Annotated in this window: 17 protein-coding genes; 7 read left to right on the top strand and 10 right to left on the bottom strand. The window is 71.8% G+C overall.

Annotation, left to right across the window (positions count from 1 at the left end; translation table 11 throughout):
- Positions 1-91 precede the first annotated feature (91 nt).
- From ABD073_RS12610 to trpS, 3 genes are all read left to right on the top strand, one after another.
- Positions 92-4828 carry an NAD-glutamate dehydrogenase gene (locus ABD073_RS12610; RefSeq protein WP_343875113.1) on the top strand — a complete coding sequence of 1579 codons (4737 nt, stop codon included), beginning with the start codon at positions 92-94 and terminating at the stop codon, positions 4826-4828.
- Between the two features lie 105 nt (positions 4829-4933).
- Complete coding sequence (locus tag ABD073_RS12615; protein ID WP_343875114.1) at positions 4934-5785, top strand: PHP domain-containing protein; 852 nt, start codon at positions 4934-4936, stop codon at positions 5783-5785.
- 208 nt (positions 5786-5993) lie between these two features.
- A complete protein-coding gene (trpS, locus tag ABD073_RS12620; RefSeq protein ID WP_343875116.1) occupies positions 5994-7115 on the top strand; it encodes a tryptophan--tRNA ligase in 1122 nt (373 codons plus the stop codon).
- A gap of 81 nt (positions 7116-7196) precedes the next feature.
- Here trpS and ABD073_RS12625 read toward each other — a convergent pair whose 3' ends face one another.
- The 4 genes from ABD073_RS12625 to ABD073_RS12640 all read right to left on the bottom strand — a co-directional run bounded on the left by ABD073_RS12625 (position 7197) and on the right by ABD073_RS12640 (position 9819).
- A complete protein-coding gene (locus tag ABD073_RS12625) occupies positions 7197-7679 on the bottom strand; it encodes a DoxX family protein (protein ID WP_343875117.1) in 483 nt (160 codons plus the stop codon).
- A 154-nt stretch (positions 7680-7833) separates the two neighbouring features.
- Positions 7834-8565 (bottom strand): DeoR/GlpR family DNA-binding transcription regulator, encoded by a 732-nt coding sequence (locus tag ABD073_RS12630; RefSeq protein ID WP_386751562.1) that lies wholly within the window; start codon positions 8563-8565, stop codon positions 7834-7836.
- 193 nt (positions 8566-8758) lie between these two features.
- Positions 8759-9256, bottom strand: coding sequence for a hypothetical protein (locus tag ABD073_RS12635; protein ID WP_343875119.1), 498 nt, complete (start codon positions 9254-9256; stop codon positions 8759-8761).
- Positions 9253-9819 carry a TetR/AcrR family transcriptional regulator gene (locus tag ABD073_RS12640; protein WP_343875121.1) on the bottom strand — a complete coding sequence of 189 codons (567 nt, stop codon included), beginning with the start codon at positions 9817-9819 and terminating at the stop codon, positions 9253-9255. Before ABD073_RS12640 ends, ABD073_RS12635 begins: the two co-directional genes overlap by 4 nt.
- Positions 9820-9855: 36 nt before the next feature.
- Between ABD073_RS12640 and ABD073_RS12645 the strand changes: the two genes are divergently transcribed.
- Positions 9856-10854: an alpha/beta fold hydrolase gene (locus ABD073_RS12645; RefSeq protein ID WP_343875123.1), complete on the top strand. Its 999-nt coding sequence runs from the start codon at positions 9856-9858 to the stop codon at positions 10852-10854.
- A gap of 75 nt (positions 10855-10929) precedes the next feature.
- Here the strand turns inward: ABD073_RS12645 and ABD073_RS12650 are convergent, their stop codons facing one another.
- Complete coding sequence (locus ABD073_RS12650) at positions 10930-12561, bottom strand: DEAD/DEAH box helicase (RefSeq protein ID WP_343875157.1); 1632 nt, start codon at positions 12559-12561, stop codon at positions 10930-10932.
- A gap of 269 nt (positions 12562-12830) precedes the next feature.
- Between ABD073_RS12650 and ABD073_RS12655 the strand changes: the two genes are divergently transcribed.
- Positions 12831-13487 (top strand): ferritin-like fold-containing protein, encoded by a 657-nt coding sequence (locus ABD073_RS12655; protein ID WP_343875125.1) that lies wholly within the window; start codon positions 12831-12833, stop codon positions 13485-13487.
- Between the two features lie 63 nt (positions 13488-13550).
- Here the strand turns inward: ABD073_RS12655 and ABD073_RS12660 are convergent, their stop codons facing one another.
- The 5 genes from ABD073_RS12660 to ABD073_RS12680 form a co-directional block, all read right to left on the bottom strand.
- Positions 13551-13775, bottom strand: a complete 225-nt coding sequence (locus ABD073_RS12660; RefSeq protein ID WP_343875127.1) for a DUF3107 domain-containing protein — start codon at positions 13773-13775, stop codon at positions 13551-13553.
- A 163-nt stretch (positions 13776-13938) separates the two neighbouring features.
- On the bottom strand, positions 13939-14265 hold the full coding sequence (locus ABD073_RS12665; protein ID WP_343875129.1) for an FHA domain-containing protein: 327 nt from the start codon (positions 14263-14265) through the stop codon (positions 13939-13941).
- A complete protein-coding gene (locus ABD073_RS12670; RefSeq protein WP_343875131.1) occupies positions 14265-15143 on the bottom strand; it encodes a PP2C family protein-serine/threonine phosphatase in 879 nt (292 codons plus the stop codon). The genes ABD073_RS12665 and ABD073_RS12670 overlap by 1 nt, the downstream gene beginning before the upstream one ends.
- Before the next feature lie 51 nt (positions 15144-15194).
- The gene (ligD, locus tag ABD073_RS12675; protein WP_343875132.1) at positions 15195-16163 is read right to left on the bottom strand and encodes a non-homologous end-joining DNA ligase; all 969 of its coding nucleotides are present in this window, start codon (positions 16161-16163) and stop codon (positions 15195-15197) included.
- A 111-nt stretch (positions 16164-16274) separates the two neighbouring features.
- Positions 16275-16478, bottom strand: a complete 204-nt coding sequence (locus tag ABD073_RS12680) for a cold-shock protein (protein WP_343875134.1) — start codon at positions 16476-16478, stop codon at positions 16275-16277.
- A 184-nt stretch (positions 16479-16662) separates the two neighbouring features.
- Here ABD073_RS12680 and ABD073_RS12685 point away from each other — a divergent pair, with 184 nt between their 5' ends.
- Positions 16663-19908, top strand: coding sequence for an ATP-dependent helicase (locus ABD073_RS12685; RefSeq protein WP_343875136.1), 3246 nt, complete (start codon positions 16663-16665; stop codon positions 19906-19908).
- Positions 19909-19916: 8 nt separating this feature from the next.
- Positions 19917-23207, top strand: a complete 3291-nt coding sequence (locus tag ABD073_RS12690) for an ATP-dependent helicase (RefSeq protein ID WP_343875137.1) — start codon at positions 19917-19919, stop codon at positions 23205-23207.
- The last annotated feature ends 39 nt before the right edge of the window (positions 23208-23246 follow it).

The raw sequence follows: 23246 nt of genomic DNA on the forward strand, positions 1-23246 counted from the left end.
GCGCTAGGCTGGGCGGTGGCGGCAGCGGAGCCGCGGAAGCGCCCTTGACAAGGCCTGTCGAGGGTCGACGAGCTATCCAGGGAGCAGGCACATGCCAGGGCGTGACGCACGCGATTCCATCCTCGACCACCTCACCGACGAGCTGCAGAGCCATGGCAGCGGCTTGCGGCCGGAGCGGCTGCGCCCCCTGGTGGCCAGCTGGTTGCTGCACGTGCGCGACGAGGACCTTGCCGCCCTCGACCCCGAGGTCCTGGGGCGGCTGCTCGCCCGCCAGCTGGAGCTGGGCACGGTGCGGGCGCCGCAGACCGACCTGGTGCGGGTGGACGTGCCCGACGCCCAGGCTGCCGGCGCCAGCCACGTCCAGGTGGTCACCGACGACCGCCGCTTCGTGGTGGACACCATCGCGCAGTCGCTGACCAATACCGGGTGGACCATCGTCGAGCTGCTGCACCCCCAGTTCGCGGTGGTGCGCGACGACCAGGGTCGCCTGGTGCGTGCCGAGCTGGAGGACCTGCCCGAGGGCATCTCGGAGAGCTGGGTGGGGGTGCTCGCCACCCCGCCGCTGGGCTCGGACCAGCAGAAGGCGGCCCGCGAGCTGGAGGCCCTGCTGGCCGAGCGGCTGCAGGCGCTGCGCCTGGTGGTGGAGGACTTCGAGCCGATGGCCCGCACCATGGCCACCATTGCCGACGAGCTGGAGTCCGCCCCGGCCGCCACGAGCGAGGCGGAGCGCGACGAGGCGGTCGCCCTGCTGCGCTACCTGCACGACGACCACTTCACCTTCCTGGGCTACCGCGAGTACGAGCTGGCCGACGGCACCTGGCAGCCGGTGCCCGGCACCGGACTGGGCATCCAGCGGGGCAACGAGCAGCCCGACGACTTCAATGCGGTGCCCACCCGCGACAAGGTGCTGCTGGTGGCCATGACCAAGGACGTGCGCCGCGCCCCGGTGCACCGCAATGCGCTGATGGACTACATCGGCGTCCGCAGCTTCGACGAGGCCGGGCGCCCGGTGCGCGAGCGCCGCTTCCTGGGCCTGCTGGGCCAGCGGGCCTACACCGAGTCGGTGCGCCAGATCGGGGTGCTGCGGGCCAAGGCCGAGAAGATCGTGGCCGACTCCGGCTTCGAGGAGCACAGCCACGGTGCGGAGGCGATCTGGAGCGTGCTGGACACCTTCCCGCGCGACGAGCTCTTCCAGGCCACCGCCGAGGAGCTCGAGCCCATCGTGGCCCACATCATGCAGCTCAAGGAGCGACGCCAGGTGCGGCTGTTCGTGCGCCCGGGTCGCTGGAGCCGCCGACTCACCGCGCTGGTCTACTTCCCGCGCGACCGCTACAACACCGCGGTGCGCGAGCGGATGATGGCCATCCTGAAGCGCGCCACCGGCGCCACCTCCATCGAGTACCAGGCGCGGGTGAGCGAGTCCGTGCTGGCCCGTCTGGTCTTCACCCTGGAGACCCCCTCCGACGCCCCGGAGTACGACGTCGAGGAGGTGCAGCGCCAGCTCACCGCGGCCACCCACCACTGGGACGACGACTTCGTCGAGCAGGCCCGCGCGCTGGTTCCCAGCGACCAGCGCGGCATCGACTTCCCGGACTCCTACAAGGAGGTCTACACCGCCCGGCAGGGCCTGGCCGACCTGCGAGCGCTGAACCGGATCGACACCCCGGCGGGGATGTCCTTCGCGATGTACGCCCCGGACGACGCCGAGGACATCAGCGACCTGCGCCTCAAGGTGATGCGGGTGGGGGCTGCGATGCAGTTGCAGGACGTGATGCCCCACCTGGCCAGCCTGGGGGTGCGGGTCACCGACGAGCGCCCCTTCGAGGTGGTGCTGCGCGGTGAGCAGGCAATGGTCTACGACTTCGGCCTGGGCCTGCCCGGCGGGCGCGAAGGCTGGGACGAGGCGGCACGGCACCGCTTCACCGAGGCCTTCGAGGCCTCCTGGCAGGGGCGTACCGATGTCGACGCGCTGAACGCGCTGGTCAGCGAGGCCGGTTTCACCTGGCGCGAGGTGCTGGTGCTGCGCGCCGTCGCCCGCTACCTGCAGCAGCTGGGCAGCGGCTTCTCGATCGGCTACGTGGCCCAGGCGCTGCGCCAGAACGTCGAGGTGGCGCGGCTGCTGGTGGAGCTCTTCCGCACCCGCTTCGACCCGGACCTGGAGGGGGAGCGCTCCGAGCTCACCGACCAGGTGCGCGAGCAGATCACCGAGGCGCTGGACGGGGTGGAGGTGCTGGACCACGACCGGATCCTGCGCCAGTTCGCCGAGGTGATCATGGCCACGGTGCGCACCAACCACTACAGCTCCGACGCCCCGGCACTGGCGCTCAAGCTGCTGCCGCGCGAGATCTCGGTGGCGCCGCAACCGCGTCCCGAGTTCGAGATCTTCGTCCACTCGCCGCGCATCGAGGGCGTCCACCTGCGCTTCGGGCAGGTGGCCCGCGGTGGCCTGCGCTGGTCCGACCGTCCCGAGGACTTCCGCACCGAGGTGCTGGGCCTGGTCAAGGCCCAGATGGTGAAGAACACCGTGATCGTCCCGGTGGGCGCCAAGGGCGGCTTCTTCGCCCGCCAGCTGCCCAACCCGGCCACCGACCGCGCGGCCTGGCTGGAGGAGGGCAAGGCCTGCTACCGGCTGTTCATCGGCAGCCTGCTCAGCGTCACCGACAACATCGTCGACTCCCGGGTGGTGGGCCCCAAGCGAGTGGTGCGCCACGATGCCGACGACCCCTACCTGGTGGTGGCTGCGGACAAGGGCACCGCCACCTTCTCCGACATCGCCAACCAGATCGCGGTGGAGCGTCGCTTCTGGCTGGGCGACGCCTTCGCCTCCGGTGGCTCGGTGGGCTACGACCACAAGGCCATGGGCATCACCGCCCGCGGCGCCTGGGAGAGCGTCAAGCACCACTTCCGCGAGCTGGGTCTCGACTGCCAGGAGGAGGACTTCACCTGCGTCGGCATCGGCGACATGTCCGGCGATGTCTTCGGCAACGGCATGATGCTCTCGCGCCACACCCGGCTGGTGGCGGCCTTCAACCACCTGCACGTCTTCGTGGACCCCGACCCGGACGCGGAGCGCTCCTACGAGGAGCGGGTGCGGCTGTTCAACCTGCCGCGCTCCACCTGGGCCGACTACGACGCCTCGCTGATCAGCGAGGGAGGTGGCGTCTTCCCGCGCAGCGCGAAGTCGGTGGAGATCAGCCCGCAGATGCGCGAGGCCCTGGGCATCGCCGAGGGCGTCGAGCGGATGACCCCCACCGAGCTGATCCGCGCCTGCCTGGCCGCCCCGGTGGACCTGCTGTGGAATGGCGGCATCGGCACCTACGTGAAGGGCTCCAAGGAGACCAACCAGGAGGTCGGTGACAAGGCCAACGACGCGGTCCGGCTGGACGGCGGCCAGATCCGCGCCAAGGTGGCGGGGGAGGGCGGCAACCTGGGCTGGACCCAGCTCGGCCGCATCGAGTACGCCCTCAAGGGCGGCCGGATCAACACCGACTTCATCGACAACTCCGCCGGTGTGGACACCTCCGACCACGAGGTCAACATCAAGATCCTGCTGGACAACGAGGTGGCCGCGGGCCGGCTGGACAAGGCCGAGCGCGACGCCCTGCTGCCGCAGATGACCGACGACGTCGCCTCGCTGGTGCTGAGCCACAACGTGGACCAGAACCTGGCCCTGGCCAATGCCCGCCAGCAGGCCCCGGACTTCGCCAGCACGCATGAGGCCTGGATGACCCAGCTCACCGAGGAGGGCTACCTGGACCGGGCCATCGAGGCGATGCCCACCAGCGCCACCATGAGGCAGCGGATCTCCGACGGTCGCGGCCTGAGCGGACCGGAGCTGGCCACCCTGCTGGCCTGGAGCAAGATCTGGCTGGCCGACCGGATCCTGGCCTCCGACCTGCCCGACGACCCCTTCGTCGCGGACCGGCTGGTGCAGTACTTCCCGCCGCTGCTGCGGGAGCGCTACCGCGACCGGATGGGTGAGCACCGGCTGCACCGCGAGATCATCACCACCGTCGCGGTGAACCGCTTCGTGAACTCGCAGGGCATGACCGCCTGCCACCGGCTGTGCGAGGAGACCGGCGCCGAGCCGGCCGACGTGGTGCGCGCCCAGCTGGCGGCGCGCAGCATCTTCGACGCGGGACGTGTGGAGGTGAACACCAAGCGGGCCGCCATGAGCGCCCAGACCCAGACCGAGATGCGACTGCGGCTGCGCCACCTGGTGGAGCGGGGCACCCGCTGGCTGCTGCACCGCAACCCGGGCGGGCTGGACATCCAGCAGACCATCGACACCTACCACGACGGCGTCCAGCAGCTCTTCGCCCAGCTGCCCGAGCTGCTCACCGACCAGGGCCGCGAGGCCGACCGGGCGCAGCTGGACATGCTGGTGGGCGAGGGGGTGGACCAGGACCTGGCGACGGTGGCGGTCGGCGCGCAGTGGGCGCACCTGCTGCCCGCCTGCGTGGCGATCGCCCAGGAGCAGGACAAGGACCTGGTGCTGGTGGCGAAGGTCTTCTTCCAGCTCGCCGAGCGGCTCGGCCTGGGCCGGTTGCTGGCGCGCATCGAGCAGCTGCCGCGCACCAACCGATGGGACACCATGGCGCGTTCCGCGATCCGGGACGACATGCTGGCCGCCCAGAGCCAGCTGGCCGCCCAGGCCGTGCAGCTGGCCGGCGGCGGGCAGCAGCCCGACGAGGTGGTCGAGGCCTGGTGGCAGCAGACCCCGGGCGTCGAGCAGCGCAGCACCATGCTGGGCCAGATCATGGACTCCGAGCCCGACCTGGCGCGGATGTCGGTGGGCCTGCGCACCGTGCGGGCCCTGGTCGCCTGAACCAGCCGGGAGGAGGCAGTGCGGAGCGGGCGGTGTGAGCCATGACACAATCGCCTGCCGGACCGCCTCCTCCCGCGCCCGCCGGGCTTCCGGCATGATGGGTCCATGCGGATCGATCTCCACACCCACTCGGTCGTCTCGGACGGCACCGACACGCCCACCCGACTGGTTCTCAAGGCCATGGAGGCAGGGCTGGACGTCATCGCCCTGACCGACCACGACACCTTCGACGGGATCCCCGAGGCGGTGGAGGCCGGCAAGCGGATCGGCGTCACCGTGCTGCCGGGCATCGAGATGTCCACGAACTTCGACGGGCGTCCGGTCCACCTGCTGGGCTACGGCTGTGATCCCTACAACCGGGAGCTGGTGGCCGAGCTGGCCAAGATCCGGGTGGCCCGCACCGGCCGGCTCAAGCTCTTCGCGGACCGGCTCACCGAGCTCGGCATGCCGATGACCGTGGACGACATCGTCGCCGCGGCCGGCGCCTCGCCGTCGATCGGCCGCCCGCACGTGGCCGACGCCATGGTGGCGAAGGGCTATGCCGAGCACCGCGACGACGCCTTCGACAAGTGGCTGCGCCAGGACAAGCCCGGCTACGTGCCCCGCTACGCCTGTGAGCTGGGGCGCGCCATCGACCTGATCCATGACGCCCACGGCATCGCCGTGATCGCCCACCCCTGGGGCCGAGGCAACGAGGAGGTGCTGACCAGCGCCGTCATCGAGCGTCTGGTGGTGGAGCACGGCCTGGAGGGCATCGAGGTGGACCACCCGGACCACGACGAGCGCGCCCGTGAGCTGCTCTTCCAGCTGGGCGCCCGCACCGGTCTGATCCGCACCGGCAGCTCGGACTACCACGGCCTCGGCAAGCGCAACAACCCGCTGGGCGCCTGCCTCACCCGCGACACCGCCTACCGCGAGATGTTGCGTCGGATCCGGCTGCGTGGCGGCACCGCCTGAGCCGTCCACCCCAGCTCCCCGACGAGGGCGCCCTGCGGTGCAGGGCGCCCTCGTCGTTGCTGCTAGGCTCGCGCCATGAACATCAGGCAGGGTTGGTGGCCGTCCGTCGGGCGGCTCTGAACCCTGCACAGGACACACAAGGGCTGCCGGTGACGGCGGCCCTTGCGCATGTCTGGGGAGCCGTGCACCGGCGCGGAAAGGAATCACGATGACCGAGGACACGACCGCGATCGACGCCGCCGACGAGCTCAGCGAGGAGATCAGCGACGCCTCGCTGAACCGCTCGCTGGAGCGCAGCGCGCAGATCGAGCAGCAGATCGCCACCGACCCCTCGAAGTTCCGGATGCTGACCGGCGACCGGCCCACCGGCAAGCTGCACATCGGGCACTACTTCGGCTCGATCGCGAACCGCGTGCGGCTGCAGAACCTGGGCGTGCAGACCATGCTGGTGGTGGCCGACTACCAGGTGATCTACGACCGTGACGGCGTGGGCCAGCTGCAGGAGAACGTGCTCAACGGCATGGCTGACTACCTGGCGAGCGGCATCGACCCGGAGCGCACCACCATCTTCACCCACTCTGCGGTGACCGCGTTGAACCAGCTGCTGCTGCCCTTCCTGAGCCTGGTGACGGTGCCGGAGCTGCACCGCAATCCCACGGTGAAGGACGAGCTGGCCAACAACCCGCACCGTCCGATGTCCGGGCTGATGCTCACCTTCCCGGTGCACCAGGCCGCCGACATCCTGTTCTGCAAGGCCAACCTGGTGCCGGTGGGCAAGGACCAGCTGCCCCACATCGAGATCACCCGGGTGATCGCTCGTCGCTTCGACGAGCGCTACGGCCGCCCCGAGGGCGCCCAGCAACCCGTCTTCCCGCAGGCCGATGCCCTGATGAGCCCGGCCCCGGCGATCCTGGGCCTGGACGGCACCAAGATGAGCAAGTCGCGCGGCAACGTGATCGAGATCGGCATGAGCGCCGACGAGACCGCCAAGCTGATCAAGCGGGCCAAGACCGACTCCGAGCGCCACATCAGCTACGACCCGGTGAACCGGCCCGAGGTCAGCAACCTGGTGATGCTCGCGGCACTCACCACCGGTGGCGACCCGGTGCAGATCGCCGACGAGCTGGGTGATGCGGGTGGCGGCGGTCTGAAGAAGCTGGTCACCGAGTCGATCAACGAGTACTTCGCCCCGATCCGCGCGCGGCGCGCCGAGCTGGCCGCCGACCCGGGGCACCTGCGCGACGTGCTGCGCGAGGGCAACCGTCGCGCCAACGAGATCGCCGAGCAGACGCTGTCCGAGGTGCGGGCCGCCATGCAGATGGACTACTGAGCCGACTGGGCACGACGAGGGGCCCCGACCGTACGGTCGGGGCCCCTCGTGCTGCCGTGGTGCTGTGGGCCGGCTGTCGGGTCAGCGGCGGGCGTCGGCCAGCTCGCGCTCGGCGGTGGTGGCGCCGGTGCGGGTCTGGTGCTCGGCGCGCTTGCGACCGAAGAGCAGGTAGTCGAGGCTGAAGCGGCCGGCGCCGGGCAGCAGGGCCAGCGCCGAGGCGGCCAGCGCCCAGACCAGCTCACCGCCGCCGTTGGAGGCGAAGATGCCGTTGCCGCGGTGGGCGAAGAACCAGGCACCGACCATGCTGCCGATCACCAGCAGGGAGACGATCGGGGTGAACAGGCCCAGGATGAGCAGCAGACCGCCGACCAGCTCGATGGTGGCGGTGAAGGGCGCGGCCAGCTGGGCCATCGGGACGCCCATCTTGTCGAAGTTGGCGGTGGTGCCCGAGATGCCCCACTCGGTGAACTTCTGCCAGCCGTGGGCCATCAGGATCACGCCGAGGATGATCCGGGAGCCCAGCAGGGCGAAGTCGCGTGCGGGGCGGGGAAGGGATGCGAACATGGGGAACTCCATCTGATGCTTGAAATTTCAACTGATAGGACCAGCTTGGGGGTGCTGGCGAGGAAACTCAAATGGAGCAGGGAAATGGCCCCCGCGTCCGCCGGTGTGCACCGGTGCCCGCAGGTGGCGGCGCGGGCAGGGGCGCGCTCGCGGGTCAGGCCAGGTGCACCCGCACGCCGGCCTCGCGGAACGCGTCGAGTGCGGACGGGGGAGCGTCACGCGTGGTGACCAGGTCATCGAGGTCCTCCAGGCTCCCGAAGCGGAAGCTGGAGGTGCGCTGCAGCTTGTCGCCGGTGGCGGCCAGCACCACTCGCGCCGAGGCGGCCAGGATCGCCTTCTTGATCTGCGCATCCTCGTAGGTGGTGACCGTCAGCCCCTGGGTCGGGGTGGCCGAACAGGCACCCACCACCGCCAGGTCGGCGCGAAAACCGTCCAGGGCCACCAGGGATGCCGAGGCGGTGGCGCGCAGGCTCTCCGGTGCCACCGGTCCACCCGGGGTGACGATGGTGGGTTCACGAGAGGCGCCCAGCGCGACGGCGGTACGCAACGAGAGGCAGAGCGCGGTCAGCGGCCTGCCGACCAGCGCCTCGGCCACCGCCACGACGGTGGAGCCGTTGTCCAGCACGACGGACATGTCATCGCTGACCAGTCCGGCCACCGTGGCGGCGATGGCGGCCTTGCCGTCCGCATTCTCGGCGGCGCGCAGGGCATAGGGCAGCGGCCGGCCGCGCAGGTCCACCGCCACGGCTCCGCCGTGCACCCGGCGCAGCAGACCGTGGCCCTCGAGGTCGGTCAGGTCGCGCCGGACGGTCACCGGGGAGGCGCCGGTCAGGCGGGCCAGGGTGTCCACGGAGATCGGCTGCTGGCCGAGCGCCCGGATGATCATCTTCTGCCGAATTGATCGTTGCACGTGATCATTTGATCACAGATTCTGGCACCATGAGCAAGCGACTTGAGCAGCTGTGGGACTGGTTCACCAGTCGAGGACTGATCGTCACCGGTCTGGTGACCGAGGAGGTGGACCTGGCGGGCGCGTCGAATCTGTGAGGCAGGAAGCGCTGGCGGTGCCGGAGCTCGCATCAGGCCAGTCGGAAGACCTGGCACGACTCGGGCGGATGGACGTACTCGTCGTCGCAGCGGTAGCCCCGTAACCACCGCACGCCCTGGACGGTGCGCAGGTAGAAGCCGCGCGGCAGCTCCGGATCCTGTGACAGGGGAGGGCTTGCCACGTACAGGGCGCCCTCGGGTGGCCGGCCTCGGCGCAGGGCCGGCTCAGAGGAGGGCCGTTCGTGGTGCTGCAGGCGCAGGTGGGCGGCAGTCGGCAGTGGGCAGGGTGCCAGTCCATGGGCTGCTGCGGCGGCGTACACCTGGGGCAGGGTTCCGCCGTCTGGCAGGCCCAGCTCCTCGATCCGGCAGGCCATCAGCGTCACGTCCATGGGCTCGCCCGTCGTCATCTCGGGCCGGGCCAGCAGCAGTTCGGCGTACTCGTTGAGCCGGATCCCCGCCTCGCGCAGGGCCGTCCGCAGTTCCTCCGGGTCCTGCCCTCCGACGCTGAAATGTCCCACTTCCTGCATCATGCCTCCTGGTTCCCGGGGTGGGTGGGCAGGGCTGCGCGGACCAGCTCGCGTGCCAGGTCGGCGTCCAGGCTCCCCAGCAGGACCGCCTGGGTGGCCCCGTTCGAGAGCAGCACCAGTCGACGCGCCGTCGCCACCGGGTCCGGCAGGTCGGGGTGCTGGGTCGCCAGGCAGTCACGGACTGCGCTGACCAGTCCCTGGTGCGCCTCGGCGAGGATGTGGCCGATCTCCGGGTCGGCCAGGCTGGCGGCGATGTAGGCGTAGTAGATGCTGGTGCCGGCCCGGGAGCTGGAGGCCGGCTCCAAGGGGTGGAGCAGCAGTTCCTCCAGCGTGGCGCGCTGGTCGGGGGAGCCGCCGGTCTCCGGATGCGTCCGCTGGGCCAGCTCGATCATCGCCCGGGCGCTGGCGCGCACCAGCTCGGTCTTGGTGGCGAAGTAGTGCTGCACCCGCCCGGGCGAGACGCCGGCCGCCGTGGCCACTGAGCGCACGCTCACCGCAGCCAGCCCGTCGGTGGCGATCACCTGCCAGACGCCGGCCAGGATCTGCTCGCGCTTGTCGTGCTCCATCTGTCCATCCTAGCAATACACATGTATCGTGAAGCCATGGAATACAAACGTATTGCCCGACTCGTCTGGCGACCCGTGCGTGCCCTGCTGGTGGTCGCGGTGCTGCTGCTCGCCCTGGTGCAGCTGGTCGGTCTGTTCACGACGCAGCCGGGCGTGGGCCACTGGCGGGACCGAGGTTCCCAGCAGCGCTATGCCGAGGCCCGCCGCCAGACGCTGTCGGGGCTGCGGGCTCCCACCCGGACCCGGGAGGTCACCACCAGCTTCGGCACGGTGCGAGTGCTGGTCTGGGAGGCCCCCGGCCACGGTGATCCGGTGCTGCTCGTGCCCGGCCGCAGCAGCGGGGCGGCGATGTGGGCCGAGAACCTGCCCGACTGGATCGGTCGGCGCACCCTCTATGCCGTGGACCCGATCGGCGACGCAGGCCATTCCAGTCAGTCCGTCCCGCTCACCGGGCCCGCCGACCAGGGGGCCTGGCTGGCCGAGACGGTGCGGGCGCTGGGATCCGGACCGGTGCACGTCGTGGGGCACAGCTTTGGCGGCTCCGTCGCGGCCGAGCTCGCCCTGTCCCATCCCTCGCTGGTGCGGAGCCTCTCGCTGGTGGAACCGGTGGCCGTGATCCGCCCGCTGCCCGCCTCCACCTACCTGTGGGCCACGGTCCTGGCACTGCCCACGCCGCAGTCCTGGAAGGACCGCGCCCTGGCCCGGATCGGCGGCACGACTACCGAACAGGTGCAGCAGCGCAGCCCGATGTCGGTGATGATCGACGAGGCCAGCAGTGGCTACTCGGCCGCGCTGCCCCTGCCGCGCACCTTCGACGACCAGCAGTGGCGCCAGCTCACCATGCCGTTGCGGGTGGACATCGGGCTCGACTCGGAGCTGGCCGGCGGCCAGGCGTCGGTGGACCGCCTGCACGACCTGCGCCCCGAGGCCACGGTCACGGCCTGGCCAGGCGGCACCCACTCGCTGCCGATGGAGCAGCACGAGCGCTATGGTGCCGCCCTGCTGGGCTTCTGGGCGGCCGCCGAGCACAGGTGAGCGCCGGGCGAAGGCGGCTGGACGCAGCAGGAGGGCGCCCCGTGCGGGGACGCCCTCCTGGTCGTCTGCTGCGGCTCAGGCCTCCGTGCTGGGAGCCTGCGACTGCTCGCCGCCCCCCTCGCCGGTGCCGCGGCCACGGCCACCGCGGGAACGGCGGCGACGGCGCGGCTTCGAGGCACCCTCACCGGCCGCCTTGTCACCGGTGGCCTGCTCGGAGGCGGGCTGCCCGGTGGACGGGGTGGTGGCCTGCTCGCCCTCAGCCAGCGGCTCGCCGTTCTTCAGGCGGCGACGGCTGCGCTTGGGGCGCTCCTTGCGCTCCTCGCGGGGACGCTCGCGGCCATCCTCGCGCTCCTCGGAGCGACGGCCACCGCGGCCACCGTCACGGCCACCACGTCCGCCACGGCCACCGTCGCGGTCGTCCCGCTTCGGGCGGTCCTTCGGCACGGCGCCGGCCAGCTTGCCCTTGGTGCCCTCCGGGATGTCCAGGTCGGAGTACAGGTTGGGGGAGGTGGAGTAGGTCTCCACCGGGTCGTCGAAGTCCAGCTCGAGGGCCTTGTTGATGACCTTCCAGCGCACGATGTCGGCCCAGTCCACCAGGGTCACGGCCACGCCCTTGGCGCCGGCGCGGCCGGTGCGGCCGATCCGGTGCACATAGGTCTTGGCATCCTCGGGGCACTCGTGGTTGACCACGTGGCTGACACCGGTGACGTCGATGCCGCGGGCCGCCACGTCGGTGGCCACCAGCACCTTCACCTCGCCGGCGCGGAACTTCTTGAGCGCCTTCTCGCGCATCGCCTGGTTCAGGTCGCCGTGGATCGAGGCGGCGGCGAAGCCACGGTCCTCCAGGTCGTCGGAGAGCCGCTGGGCGGCGCGCTTGGTCTTGCAGAAGACCATCACCTTGTCCACGTCACGGCTCTGCAGGATGCGCGCGATGATCTCGGGCTTGTCCAGGTTGTGCGACTGGTAGACGAACTGGGTGGTGTCCGGCACGGTGGCCTGGGCATCGTGGCCCTCGGCACGCACATTGATCGGCTGGTGCATGTGGGCGCGGGCCAGGCCGACGATGGCACTCGGCATGGTGGCCGAGAACATCAGCATCTGGCGGTCGGCCGGGGCCATCGCGATCAGGCGCTCGACGTCGGGCAGGAAGCCCAGGTCCAGCATCTCGTCGGCCTCGTCCAGCACCAGCATCCGCAGCCAGGACAGGTCCAGGTTGCCGCGGTCGGCCAGGTCCTTGAGGCGACCGGGGGTGCCCACCACCACGTCGACGCCCTTCTCGAGGGCCTCCAGCTGGGGCTCGTAGCCGACGCCGCCGTAGACGGTCAGCACGCGCACCTTGCGCACCGTGGAGGCCACCTGCAGGTCCTTGCTCACCTGCAGCGCCAGCTCACGGGTGGGGCACATCACGAGTGCCTGGGGCTTGCCCGGGGGCATCTCCAGCTCGTCATAGCCCTCGTCGCCCTCCAGCAGCGCGCGCTGCAGGATCGAGATGCCGAAGGCCAGGGTCTTGCCGGTGCCGGTGCGGGCCTGGCCCATCAGGTCGGTGCCCATGATGGCGATCGGGATCGCCAGCGACTGGATCGGGAAGGGGTGGGTGATGCCCTGGGTCTCGAGCGCCTGCTGGATCTCGGGCAGCACGCCCAGGTCGTCCCAGGTGGTCTGGATGTCGGGTTCAGGCGCGGCGGCCTGCACGTCGTCGCCGACCAGGGCGGTGACGCGCTCGGTCTCGACGTTCAGTTCATTGGTCAACAGTCATGACTTTCTTCGTGCCAGTCGTCAGACCGGCCAGGATCTGCAGGGGACCGACGCCTGGACCACTCCTGCCCTCCACCCCTGGTGGGGCGGGGCCGGAGGCCGACGCGGAAACCGTCCTGCGGCCGCACGGAACTGTGCAGCGGTCCAAGTCTACCGGCATTCGCGGCTCGACACGCAGCAATGCCGGCGCGCAGCGATTCGGCCGCGGCTAGATTTGCCCCGTGACCAAGCAGAGCGAGCCCCGCACCAACCTCCTGGGCCTGGTGGCCTATGCCTCCCTGGCCGCCTTCGAGCAGACCGCCGCAGCCTCGGCCATCGCGCCCCGCGTCGAGCAGAAGATGGTGCTGGCCCGGCTGGCCGCGCAGCGCTTCACCCACCTGGGGAGGCTCGAGTCGACGCTGGAGGCCGGTGGAGCCGACATCGCTCGCGCCATGGATGCCTTCGTCGCTCCGGTGGACGGCTTCAACGTCCACACCGCGCCCGCGGACTGGGGCCACGCCCTGGTCAAGCTGTGCGTGGTGGGCGGCCTGGTGGGCGACTTCGCCCAGACCGTCAGCCCGCAGCTCGACGAGGCCTCGCGCGACATCCTGCTCGGCTCCATCGACGACGGCGTGCTCGCCAGCGAGCCCGGCCGGATGCTGGCCGAGGTGCTCGAGGAGGATCCCGCGCAGCGAGACCGGCTGGCCATGTACGCCCGACGCCTGCTGGGGGAGATGCTCAGCCAGGCGCAGCGGGTCTCGGCCTCACAGCCGGCGCTGACCGAGCTGCTCACGGGCCGCAGCGGCTCCGGCGGCGAGGATCTGGCGGCGATCGGTGACCTGATGGCCGGGCTGGCCACCCGGCACGCAGAACGGTTGTCATCGCTCGGCCTGGCCTGAGAGGACCGCGAGACGACGAAGCCCCTGTCCCGTTGGAGGACAGGGGCTTCGTGGTCCAGTGGCTCAGAGCTTGCCGAAGCCCACCGGGCGGCTGTGCTCCTGGCCCAGGTCGAGGTAGCCGATCTGGTTCGCCGGGACCATGACCTTGCGGCCCTTCTCGTCGGTGAGGACCAGCAGGCCGTTCTCGGTGATGGCAGTGCGCAGGGCCTGCTCCACCTCGTCGGCCGACGCCTGGGCGTCGATGCTGACCTCACGGGGGATGTTGTTCACACCAATCTTGATCTCCACGTGCCCAACCTACCTGCCCGGGCAAGGCCGCGCGTCACCGCCGGCCGAGGGGCGCGCCGCGCCGGGCGGTCCTGGTTCTCCGCCGGCGATCCGGCCGCTCAGCTGCGGCGCAGCACCAGGCGGGTCCAGCCGCCCAGCAGGACCGCACTGCCCGCCACCAGCTTCACCGGCGCGCTGATCGGCCGGCTCGGCAGCGCAGCCCGTCCAGGCTCACCCAGGTGCCGTTGTGCGAGGAGAGGTCCTCGACCCACCAGTCCTCGCGCCGTCGGACCAGGCGGGCATGGCGGCGCGAGACCCCGTGGTCCGGGCTCAGGTCCAGATCCACCTGCGGGCCGGGGCCACGGCCCAGCAGCAGGCTGTCGACGTCCAGGGCGCGGGTGCGCGGCCGGCCGGGGGCAGGGATCGGTTCGGGGCTGCGGCGCAGCTCGTACCAGCGCCGGTCCACGTGCACCTCCACCAGCCAGTCGGTGGACCTGCCGTGCCCCGCCATCAGGCCGTCAGGGCCACGGAGGGGACCTCGACGCGGCACAGGGCGGCGGTGATGTTGTCGCGTCCGCCCTGCTGGTTGGCCCACTCCACCAGCATCTGCACCGTGGCGGTGGGCTGCTCGTGGTTCTGGGCGGCGGCCTCCTGGACCAGGGCACGCATCTGCTCCGGCGGGGAGCAGTAGTTCCACAGGCCGTCGCTGCACACCAGCAGCCAGCCCGCGCCGCCGACCTCGGTGGTGACCAGACGGGGCGAGGAGTCGTTGCTGTTGGGGCCGAGCCAGCGGGTGATGGCATGGGCCTGGAAGCCGTTCTCCGCCTCCTCGCGGCTCATGCCCAGCTCGATGCGGGCCTGGGCAACGGAGTCGTCGACGCTGAGCACCTCGGCCTCGCCGTCGTCGGCCACCCAGTAGGCACGGCAGTCGCCGACATTGCCCACGGTGATCCGGTTGCCGTCCACGACCGCGGCGATCAGCGTGCAGGAACCCGGCTCGGGCCCCGGGCCCCGGGTGGAGAGCACGGCGTCGTTGGCGGCTGCCACCGCGTCGACCAGGTCCGCCTCCACCTGCTCGACCGACGAGTCGGGCTTGGTGCGCAGCATCGCCACCAGGGTGGTGCAGGCGACCTCGGCCGCCACCGCGGCGGAGACCTCGGAGCCCAGCGAGGTGGACACGCCGTCGCTCACCACCAGCACCGCCACGCGGCCGCGCCCAGGGGTCTCGCGGCCGGCGATGGCCAGCGCGTCCTGGTTGAGCGCGTGGCGGTGGCCACGGTCGCTGGCACCGGCCAGCCAGGGCAGCGGCGCCAGGACGAAGTGGTCACGGTCGGAGGCCTCGGCCGGTGCCGCGACAGGCGGCTGCTGGCCAGGGTCGTCGTCGATCATGGCCGCAGTCCATCATGTCCGCGCGCCAGCGTGCCAATCGGCCGGAGGTGATCAGTCGTCCAGTTTCCAGCGGGGCAGTGCGCCGGCGGTCCCGGGTTGCAGCATCTCCGCCCACGGGTCGCCGCCTCGCTCGATGCGCTCCAGAACCTGCCCGGCGGTGAAGGCCAGCGCCCCGGGAGCGTCGACGGCGGCCACCTCCTCCCAGTCCAGCGGGGTGGAGACGCTCTCGAAGTCCTTGGCCCGCAGGGAGTACGCGGCGATGGTGTTGCGGGCCGCCTGGTTCTGGAGGTAGTCGACGAAGATCCGGTCGGTGCGCTGCTGCTTGGCCATCACCGCCACGAAGACCTGCGGGTGGCGACGGGCCAGGGTCTGTGCCAGACCGCGGGCCGCGGCCACCACCTGCTGCCACGGTGCGGGGTGGATCGGGGCGAAGACCTGCAGGCCCTTGGACCCGGAGGTCTTGACGAAGGGGATCAGTCCCTGGTCGGCCAGCTCGGTGGCCACCACCATGGCCGCGCGCGAGGAGTCCACCATCGTCATGCCCTCGCCGGGGTCCAGATCGACCACCAGCCGGTCGCTGAGCACCAGCGGCTCGGCGTCCAGGTCGATGGCCAGCTCGTGGTCTGCCGGCCGGGTCAGCCCGCCGACGCGCCACTGCGGGGTGTGGAACTCCAGCGCCGCCAGGTTCCCCAGCCAGGCCAGGCTCGCGGTGCCGGTCACCAGCGGATAGCTGATCGTGGTGCCCGAGGCGAGCACCTGCTGGCGCGCCACCCACTCCGGGGTGCCGGGCGGCAGGTTCTTCTCGTAGAAGCCGTCGGCGGATGCGCCGTCCGGGAAGCGCTTGCGGGTGAGGCAGCGCCCCTCCAGATGGGGCAGTGCCACCGGGGCGACGCGCAGCAGGTAGTCGATCACCTCGGCCTTGCTGAAGCCGGTGTCGAACAGGGGCTTGTCCAGATTGGTGAGGGCGAGCGTGCGGCCGTCGACCTGCGTGGTCACGGAGCTGGCGTCGGCGCTGGGCATGGCTCCATCATGCCCCAGCAGATCGCCACCCGGATGCACGAGGGCCTCGGGAGGATGAACCTCCCGAGGCCCTCGCGGGTCGACGTTGACCCTTGTCAGGTCTGGGTGATGTCAGATGGCGCGAACGTGGTCGGCCTGCTGGCCCTTGGGGCCCTGCACGATGTCGAACTCGACGGCCTGACCCTCGTCGAGGCTGCGGAAGCCGCTGGACTCGATGGCGCTGTAGTGGACGAAGACGTCGTCCTGCCCGCCATCGACGGCGATGAAGCCAAATCCCTTTTCGGCATTGAACCACTTGACGGTTCCGGTTGCCATGTCTACTCCTGTTGCACTTGCCGGCGAATCGCCCTTCGCGACCCGTGCGAACCACCCTTCCACACCGCGGCGGGGCGCGAAAGCCCCCCTTTGGGCATGTTCCACGCACCGGATCAGCCGGGTCCGGGATCCTGCGGCGGTGCGGGAAACGGAACTGTCAGTGGCGCGTGGTGGGATGGGTGCCATGGCAGAACGCAGCTTCGTCCTGGCGCCCCCACGCCCGCAGACCGGCCCCGGCACAGCGCCGGAGCGGCTCGACGACGAGCAGCGGGCCGTGGTGGAGCACCGCTTCGAGGCCGGCACCGGCGCCCTGCTGGTGGTGGGCGGGCCCGGCACCGGCAAGACCAGCACGCTGGTGGCCTCGGTGGCCGCCCGCGCCCAGGACGGAGACCTTTCGCGCCACCTGGTGCTGACCTGGTCACGCCCGGCCGCGCAGGAACTGCGCGCCCGGCTGGTGCGCCGGGTGGGCCGCAGCCAGGTGGCCCCCAAGGTGATGACCGTGCACGGCTTCTGCCACGCCCTGGTGCGCCGCTTCGCCGACCCCGAACTGCTGGGGGAGCAGGTGCGGCTGCTGACCGCGCCCGAGCAGGAGTTCCGGGTGCGCGAGCTGCTGGCCGGCCACGACGTGTCCGGCTGGCCGCAGGACCTGCAGTCAGCTGCGGCCACCCGCGCCTTCGCCACGGAGGTGCGGGCGGTGCTGGCCCGCACCCGCCAGCTCGGCATGGACCCGGCGGACGTGGTGCAGGCCGGACGTGCCGCCGGTCGTCCCGAGTGGGTGGCACTGGGGGACTTCTTCGATGACTACCTCGACGTGCTCGACGCCGAGGGCACCCTGGACTACGCGGAGCTGGTGCACCGCACCCGGTTGCTGCTGCTGGAACCGGCGGTCCGCCAGGCGCTCGCCGCCGAGCTGGACACCGTCCACGTCGACGAGTACGCGGAGTGCGATGCCTCGCAGGTGCGCCTGCTGGCGGACCTGGCCGAGCTGGGCACCGAGGTGGTCTGCTTCGCAGACCCCAGCACCACCGTCTTCGCCTTTCGCGGCGCCGACCTGCGCAGCGTGGTGGACTTCGGCCGCATCTTCGGCCGTGACCTGGTGCCCTGTGAGCGAATCGACCTGGTCACCGACCATCGCCACGCCCCGGAGGTGGCGCGCAGCTGTGCCCTGGTGGCCGCGCGACTGCCCGCCAACGGCGCCGGGCCCACCGCCCAGCCGACGGGTCAGGGCAGCCGCGGCCGGGTGCGGGCCCGGGTGCACGAGAGCTTCGGCTCGATGGTGGAGCACGTCGCCGAGTTGCTGCGCGAGGCTCATCTGGAGGGTGGCCTGGACTGGTCCGAGATGGCCGTGATGACCCGCTCCGGCCGGGGGGACCTGCCGGCCCTGACCCGTGGCCTGGGGGCGGCCGGGATCCCGGTGGAGGTGGCCGGCGACGAGATCGCCCTGGCCGAGGAGCTCTCGGTACGGCCGCTGCTGATGGGGCTGGAGGTGGCCGCGGGCATGGTGCGCGGCGAGCAGCTCGAGCCCGACGCGGTCTCCCGTCTGCTGCGCTCCCCGCTGGGCGGGCTGGACAGCCTGGTCCTGCGCCGCCTGGGGCGTTTCCTGCGCGCCCACGAGCTGCAGCGGCTGGGCAGCGAGCAGCCCGATGCGGTCGCGGCGCTGATGGCCAGCCCCTCCTCGTCGCTCGTGGCGGCCCTGTTGGCCGAGCCCGCAAGCGCCCAGCAGCTGGCCGACCAGGACGGGCAGCTGCCCTCCGAGGTGCGCCGTGCGGTGGCCCTCGGTGAGTTGCTGGCCGAGGTGGCCGGGGTCGTGGCCCGCGGCGCCACGGCGCAGGTGGCGCTGTGGCGGCTGTGGAGCGGCACCGCCTGGCCGCGGCTGCTGCGCGAGCAGGCGCTGGCCGCGGACGACTCCTCGACCCGTGCCCACCGAGACCTGGACGCCGTCTGCGCCCTGTTCGACCTGGCGGCCCGCGACACCCAGCTGGTCGGGGAGAAGGGCATCCGGGCCCTGGTGGCGGAGGTGGCCGGCCAGGCCATTCCGGCCGACAACAACCGCGAGTCCGACCTGCGCGACCGGGGCGTGCGGTTGGTGACCGCGCACCGTGCCAAGGGCGAGCAGTGGCCGCTGGTGGTCGTGGTGGGGGTGCAGGAGGGAACCTGGCCCAACCTGACCCGACGCGGCACCCTGCTGGAGCCGGACCGGCTCACCCCCGACGGCGTGCTGCCCCCGGCGCCCACCAGCGGCGTCCTCGCGGAGGAGCGTCGCCTCTTCCACCTGGCCTGCAGCCGGGCAGCTGAACAGCTGGTGGTCTGCGCCGTCGAGGGCGTGGAGGGCGAAGGGGACCAGCCATCACGCTTCCTGGCCGAGCTGGGCGTCGAGGTGGAGCACGTCGAGGGCCGCACCCGCCGCCCGATGACCCTGCCCGCGCTGGTGGCCGAGCTGCGTCGGATCTCCACCGATCCGCAGTCCGCGCCCGCCCTGCGTGAGGCGGCCGCCGCCCGGCTGGCCCGCCTGGCCGACCAGACCGACCGCACCGGTCGCCCGCTGGTGCCCAGCGCCAACCCGGGCAGCTGGTGGGGGGTGCGCGACTACACCGAGGCCGAGGTGGAGGTGGCCCGCCCCGGTGAGCCGATCGTCCTGTCCGGCTCCCAGGTGGAGTCCCTGCTGGACTGCCCACGGCAGTGGTTCCTGGCCCGCCAGGCACGGGCCGAGGCCAGCCGGGGCAGCGCCGCCAGCCTGGGCTCCGTGGTGCACGTGCTGGCCCAGCACGCCCTGGCCGACGACCTCGACCTGGACCAGCTCACCGGCCACCTCGACGAGGTCTGGGAGCAGATCCGCTTCGACGCGCAGTGGCTGTCCAGCTCGGAGCGCGTGGAGGCCGAGGCCGCGCTGGAGCGCTTCGCGGCCTGGGACGAGGCGAACAGCCACCGCGAGGTGCTCGGCGTCGAGGTGGAGTTCACCACCACCGTCGAGGTGGACGGGGAGACCGTGCGGCTCACCGGTGTGGTGGACCGGCTGGAGCGCGACGCCCAGGGCCGGTTGCGCATCGTCGACCTGAAGACCGGTCGCAGGGTGCCCACCCAGGCGGCGGTGGACCAGATGGACCAGCTGGGGATCTACCAGCTGGCCGCCCAGCAGGGCGCCTTCGACGAGCTCGCTCCCGGTGAGCGCCGGGTGGGCGGTGCCGAGCTGGTCTACCTGCGCAAGCAGGACGGCAGCCAGCCCTGGCCCAAGGTGCTGAGCCAGCCCAGCCTCGACGAGGTCCCGGGCGAGGACGGTGAGCACCCCACCTGGGTGCACCAGCACCTGGCCACCGCCGCCCACACCATCCGCGAGGAGCGCTTCCCGGCCAGCCGCTGCGAGCGCTGCCAGTTCTGCGCCTTCGCCCTGTCCTGCCCGGCGATGCGCACCGCCGACGAGATCGGCCGCTGAGGAGCACCATGACCATCACCCCCATGCCAACCCCCCGTCGGGTGCTGCGCGACACCGACGAGCTCTGCGAGGCGCTGGGCATCCGTTTCTCCTCCGAGCAGCTGGCGGCCATCACGGCACCGCTGGTGCCCGCCGTCATCATCGCCGGCGCCGGCTCTGGCAAGACCACGGTGATGGCGGCCCGAGTGGTCTGGCTGGTGGGCACCGGCCAGCTCGCCCCGCAGGAGGTGCTGGGCCTCACCTTCACCCGCAAGGCGGCCGCCGAGCTGGGCCTGCGGGTGCGCACCGCGCTGGAGCGGGCCGGCGTCCTGGACCCCGACGGGGAGGACGCCGACGGGGAGGAGGTCATCATGACCTACGACTCCTTCGCCGCGCGGCTGGTCAACGAGCACGGCCTGCGGATCGGGGTGGAGACCGATCCGCTGATGCTCACCGGGGCCTCCCGCTACCGCCTCGCCTCCCGTGTGGTGGCCGGGTCCCCCGGGCCCTTCGAGCACATCTCGCGGCTGCGGCCGGCCTCGCTCACCGAGCGGGTGCTGAAGCTGGACTCCGACATGTCCAGCCATCTGGTGGGGCGGGAGCAGATCCTGCAGCACGCCGCCGACTTCATCTCCCACCTGGCCCAGGCGCCGCTCAACAACCGCGGCAATCCCTACAAGGCGGTGCTCGACGCCCAGGCCTCCGCCCAGGAGCGCGTCGAGCTGCTCGACCTGGTGGCCGGCTACCAGGCCCTCAAGCGGGAGCTCGGGCTGGTGGAGTTCGCCGACCAGATGGCGGTGGCCGCGGAACTGGTGCGTCGCGTGCCGGCGGTCTCCGCTGCCCTGCGCACCCGCTTCCGGGTGGTCCTGCTGGACGAGTACCAGGACACCTCCTCGGCCCAGGCGCAGCTGCTGCAGGGCCTGTTCAGCGGCGAGCAGCCCGCCACCGGACGGGGTCACGCGGTGACCGCCGTCGGCGACCCCTTCCAGGCCATCTACGGCTGGCGTGGCGCGGCGGCCAGCAACATCCTGCAGTTCGCCAGCGACTTCCCCCAGCTCGACGGCGGCCCCGCCGACTCCTACCAGCTCAGCGTCAACCGACGCAGCGGCCAGCCGATCCTCGACGTCGCCAACCAGGTGGCGACCAGCCTGCGGCAGGACCCCTTGCTCGCCGACGGCGGCCACGAACCGATCCAGCTGGTGGCACCACCGGAACGTCAGGAGGCGGTGGTGCGCACCGCCACCTTCGAGACCTGGCCCGAGGAGGTGGCCTGGATCGCCGACCAGGTGGTGGCCGACGGGCGTGCCTCGATGGGCAGCGATCCGCGCGGCCAGACCCGCCCCGACTGGTCGCGGATCGCGGTGCTGGTGCGGCGCAATGCCGACATCGCGCCCATCTTCGCGGCGCTGGGTGAGCGTGACGTGCCCGTGGAGATCGTCGGCCTGGGCGGCCTGCTGCGGCTGCCCGAGGTGGCCGACGTGGTCTCCACCCTCGCCCTGGTCAACGACGTCACCGCCAACCCGGAGGTGGTGCGCCTGCTCAGCGGCGCCCGATGGCGGCTCGGCCCGCGCGACCTCGCACTGCTGGGACGCCGTGCCGTGGAACTCTCCCGTGAGGCCCGTCCCGACCGTCCTGCGGAGGTGGACCTGCACTCCGACCTGGCCGAGGCGATCGCCGAGCTGGACCCCAGCGAGGTGGTCTGCCTGCTCGACGCGGTGGACAGTCCCGGCCCGCTGCCCTTCAGCGACCAGGCCCGCGAGCGGCTGGCTGCCTTCAGCGCCGAGCTGGCGGCGCTGCGTCGCCATGCCGACGAACCGGTGACCGAACTGGTGCGCCGCGTGGTCGCCACCCTGGGCCTCGACGTGGAGCTCTCGGCCACCGAGGAACTGGCCCGCTCCAACCGCCGGGCCCAGCTGGCCGTCTTCACCGATGCGGTGGCGGAGTACACCGACGTGGACGGCGATGCCTCGCTGTCCGGGCTGCTGGCCTGGCTGGATGCCGAGCTGGAGCACGGTGCCGGGCTGGACCAGGCCACACCGAGCGACCGCAACTCGGTCAAGCTGCTCACCGTGCACCGCTCGAAGGGCCTGGAGTGGGACGTGGTCTACCTGCCCGCGCTGGTGGAGGGCACCTTCCCCTCGGACAGGGTGAGCGACAACTGGACCAAGAACGCCTCCGCGCTGCCCGCCGAGCTGCGCGGCGACGCCGACTCGATCCCGCAGCTGGGCGACGTGACCAACGCGGCCTTCACCGCCTACGGCGCGGAGCTGAAACAGGCGCAACGGCTCAGCGAGGACCGGTTGGCCTACGTGGCGATCACCCGGGCCCGTGACCAGCTGACCGCCACCGGCCACGTCTGGCGCCCGGGTCTGCTGCGGCCCAAGAAGATCGCCGGCTACCTGACCACCATCGCCCAGGAGGCCGAGCGTCAGGGGCACGTGATGGCGGTGGCCCCGCCGGCCGGGGAGGAGAACCCCGCGACGGCACCGGGCGCCGCCGTGACCTGGCCCGTGGAGGCGGATCCTGACGCCCGCTCGCGGCGACTGCTCGCCGCGGAGCTGGTGGAGGCAGCCCGTGAGCGGCGCCGCAGCACCGGGCGCTACGAGTCCGGTGACGGCGAGCTCACCCTGGACCACGAGGCCCTGGTGGCGCGCTGGGATGCCGAGATCGACCAGCTGCTGGCCGAGGCGCGGGCGGGGGACAGCGACGAGGTGGTGGTGCCGATGCCCTCGGCGATGTCCGCCTCAGCCCTGATGGCCTCGCGGCGCGATCCGCAGGGCTTCGCGGCCTCGCTGGTGCGGCCGGTGCCCAAGCCGGTCTCCCCGGCGGCCACCCTGGGCACCCGCTTCCACGAGTGGGTGGAGCGTCGCTTCGGGCTGGCCAGTCTGATCGACCCGCAGGACTGGCCCAGCACGGAGATGACCGAGTCGGACCTGGCCCTGCACCGCCTGGTGAAGGCCTTCGAGGCCGGCCCCTATGCGCTGCGCCAGCCGCTGCAGGTGGAGGTGCCCTTCGTGCTGCTGCTGGACCAGACCCTGCTGCGCGGACGGATCGACGCGGTCTACGAGGGCTCGCCCGAGCAGGGCTTCGACTACCAGGTGGTGGACTGGAAGACCGCGAACCAGCCCTCCGACCCGACCCAGCTGGCGATCTACCGCCTGGCCTGGGCGCAGGCCTGCGGTGTGGACCCGGCCCGGGTGGATGCCGTCTTCTACCACGTGCTCTCGGGCGAGGTGGAGCGCCCCGAGCAGCTGGCCGACGAGCAGGCGCTCACCGCCATGGCCCGCGCGACTAGGTGTTGGTGGCAGGGACGTTCATGACAGTTTGCGGGTTGACGTGAAGGGAGGACCCCCGTTGGG

This window comes from Luteococcus peritonei (genome assembly GCF_039526385.1).
GTDB lineage: Bacteria > Actinomycetota > Actinomycetes > Propionibacteriales > Propionibacteriaceae > Luteococcus > Luteococcus peritonei.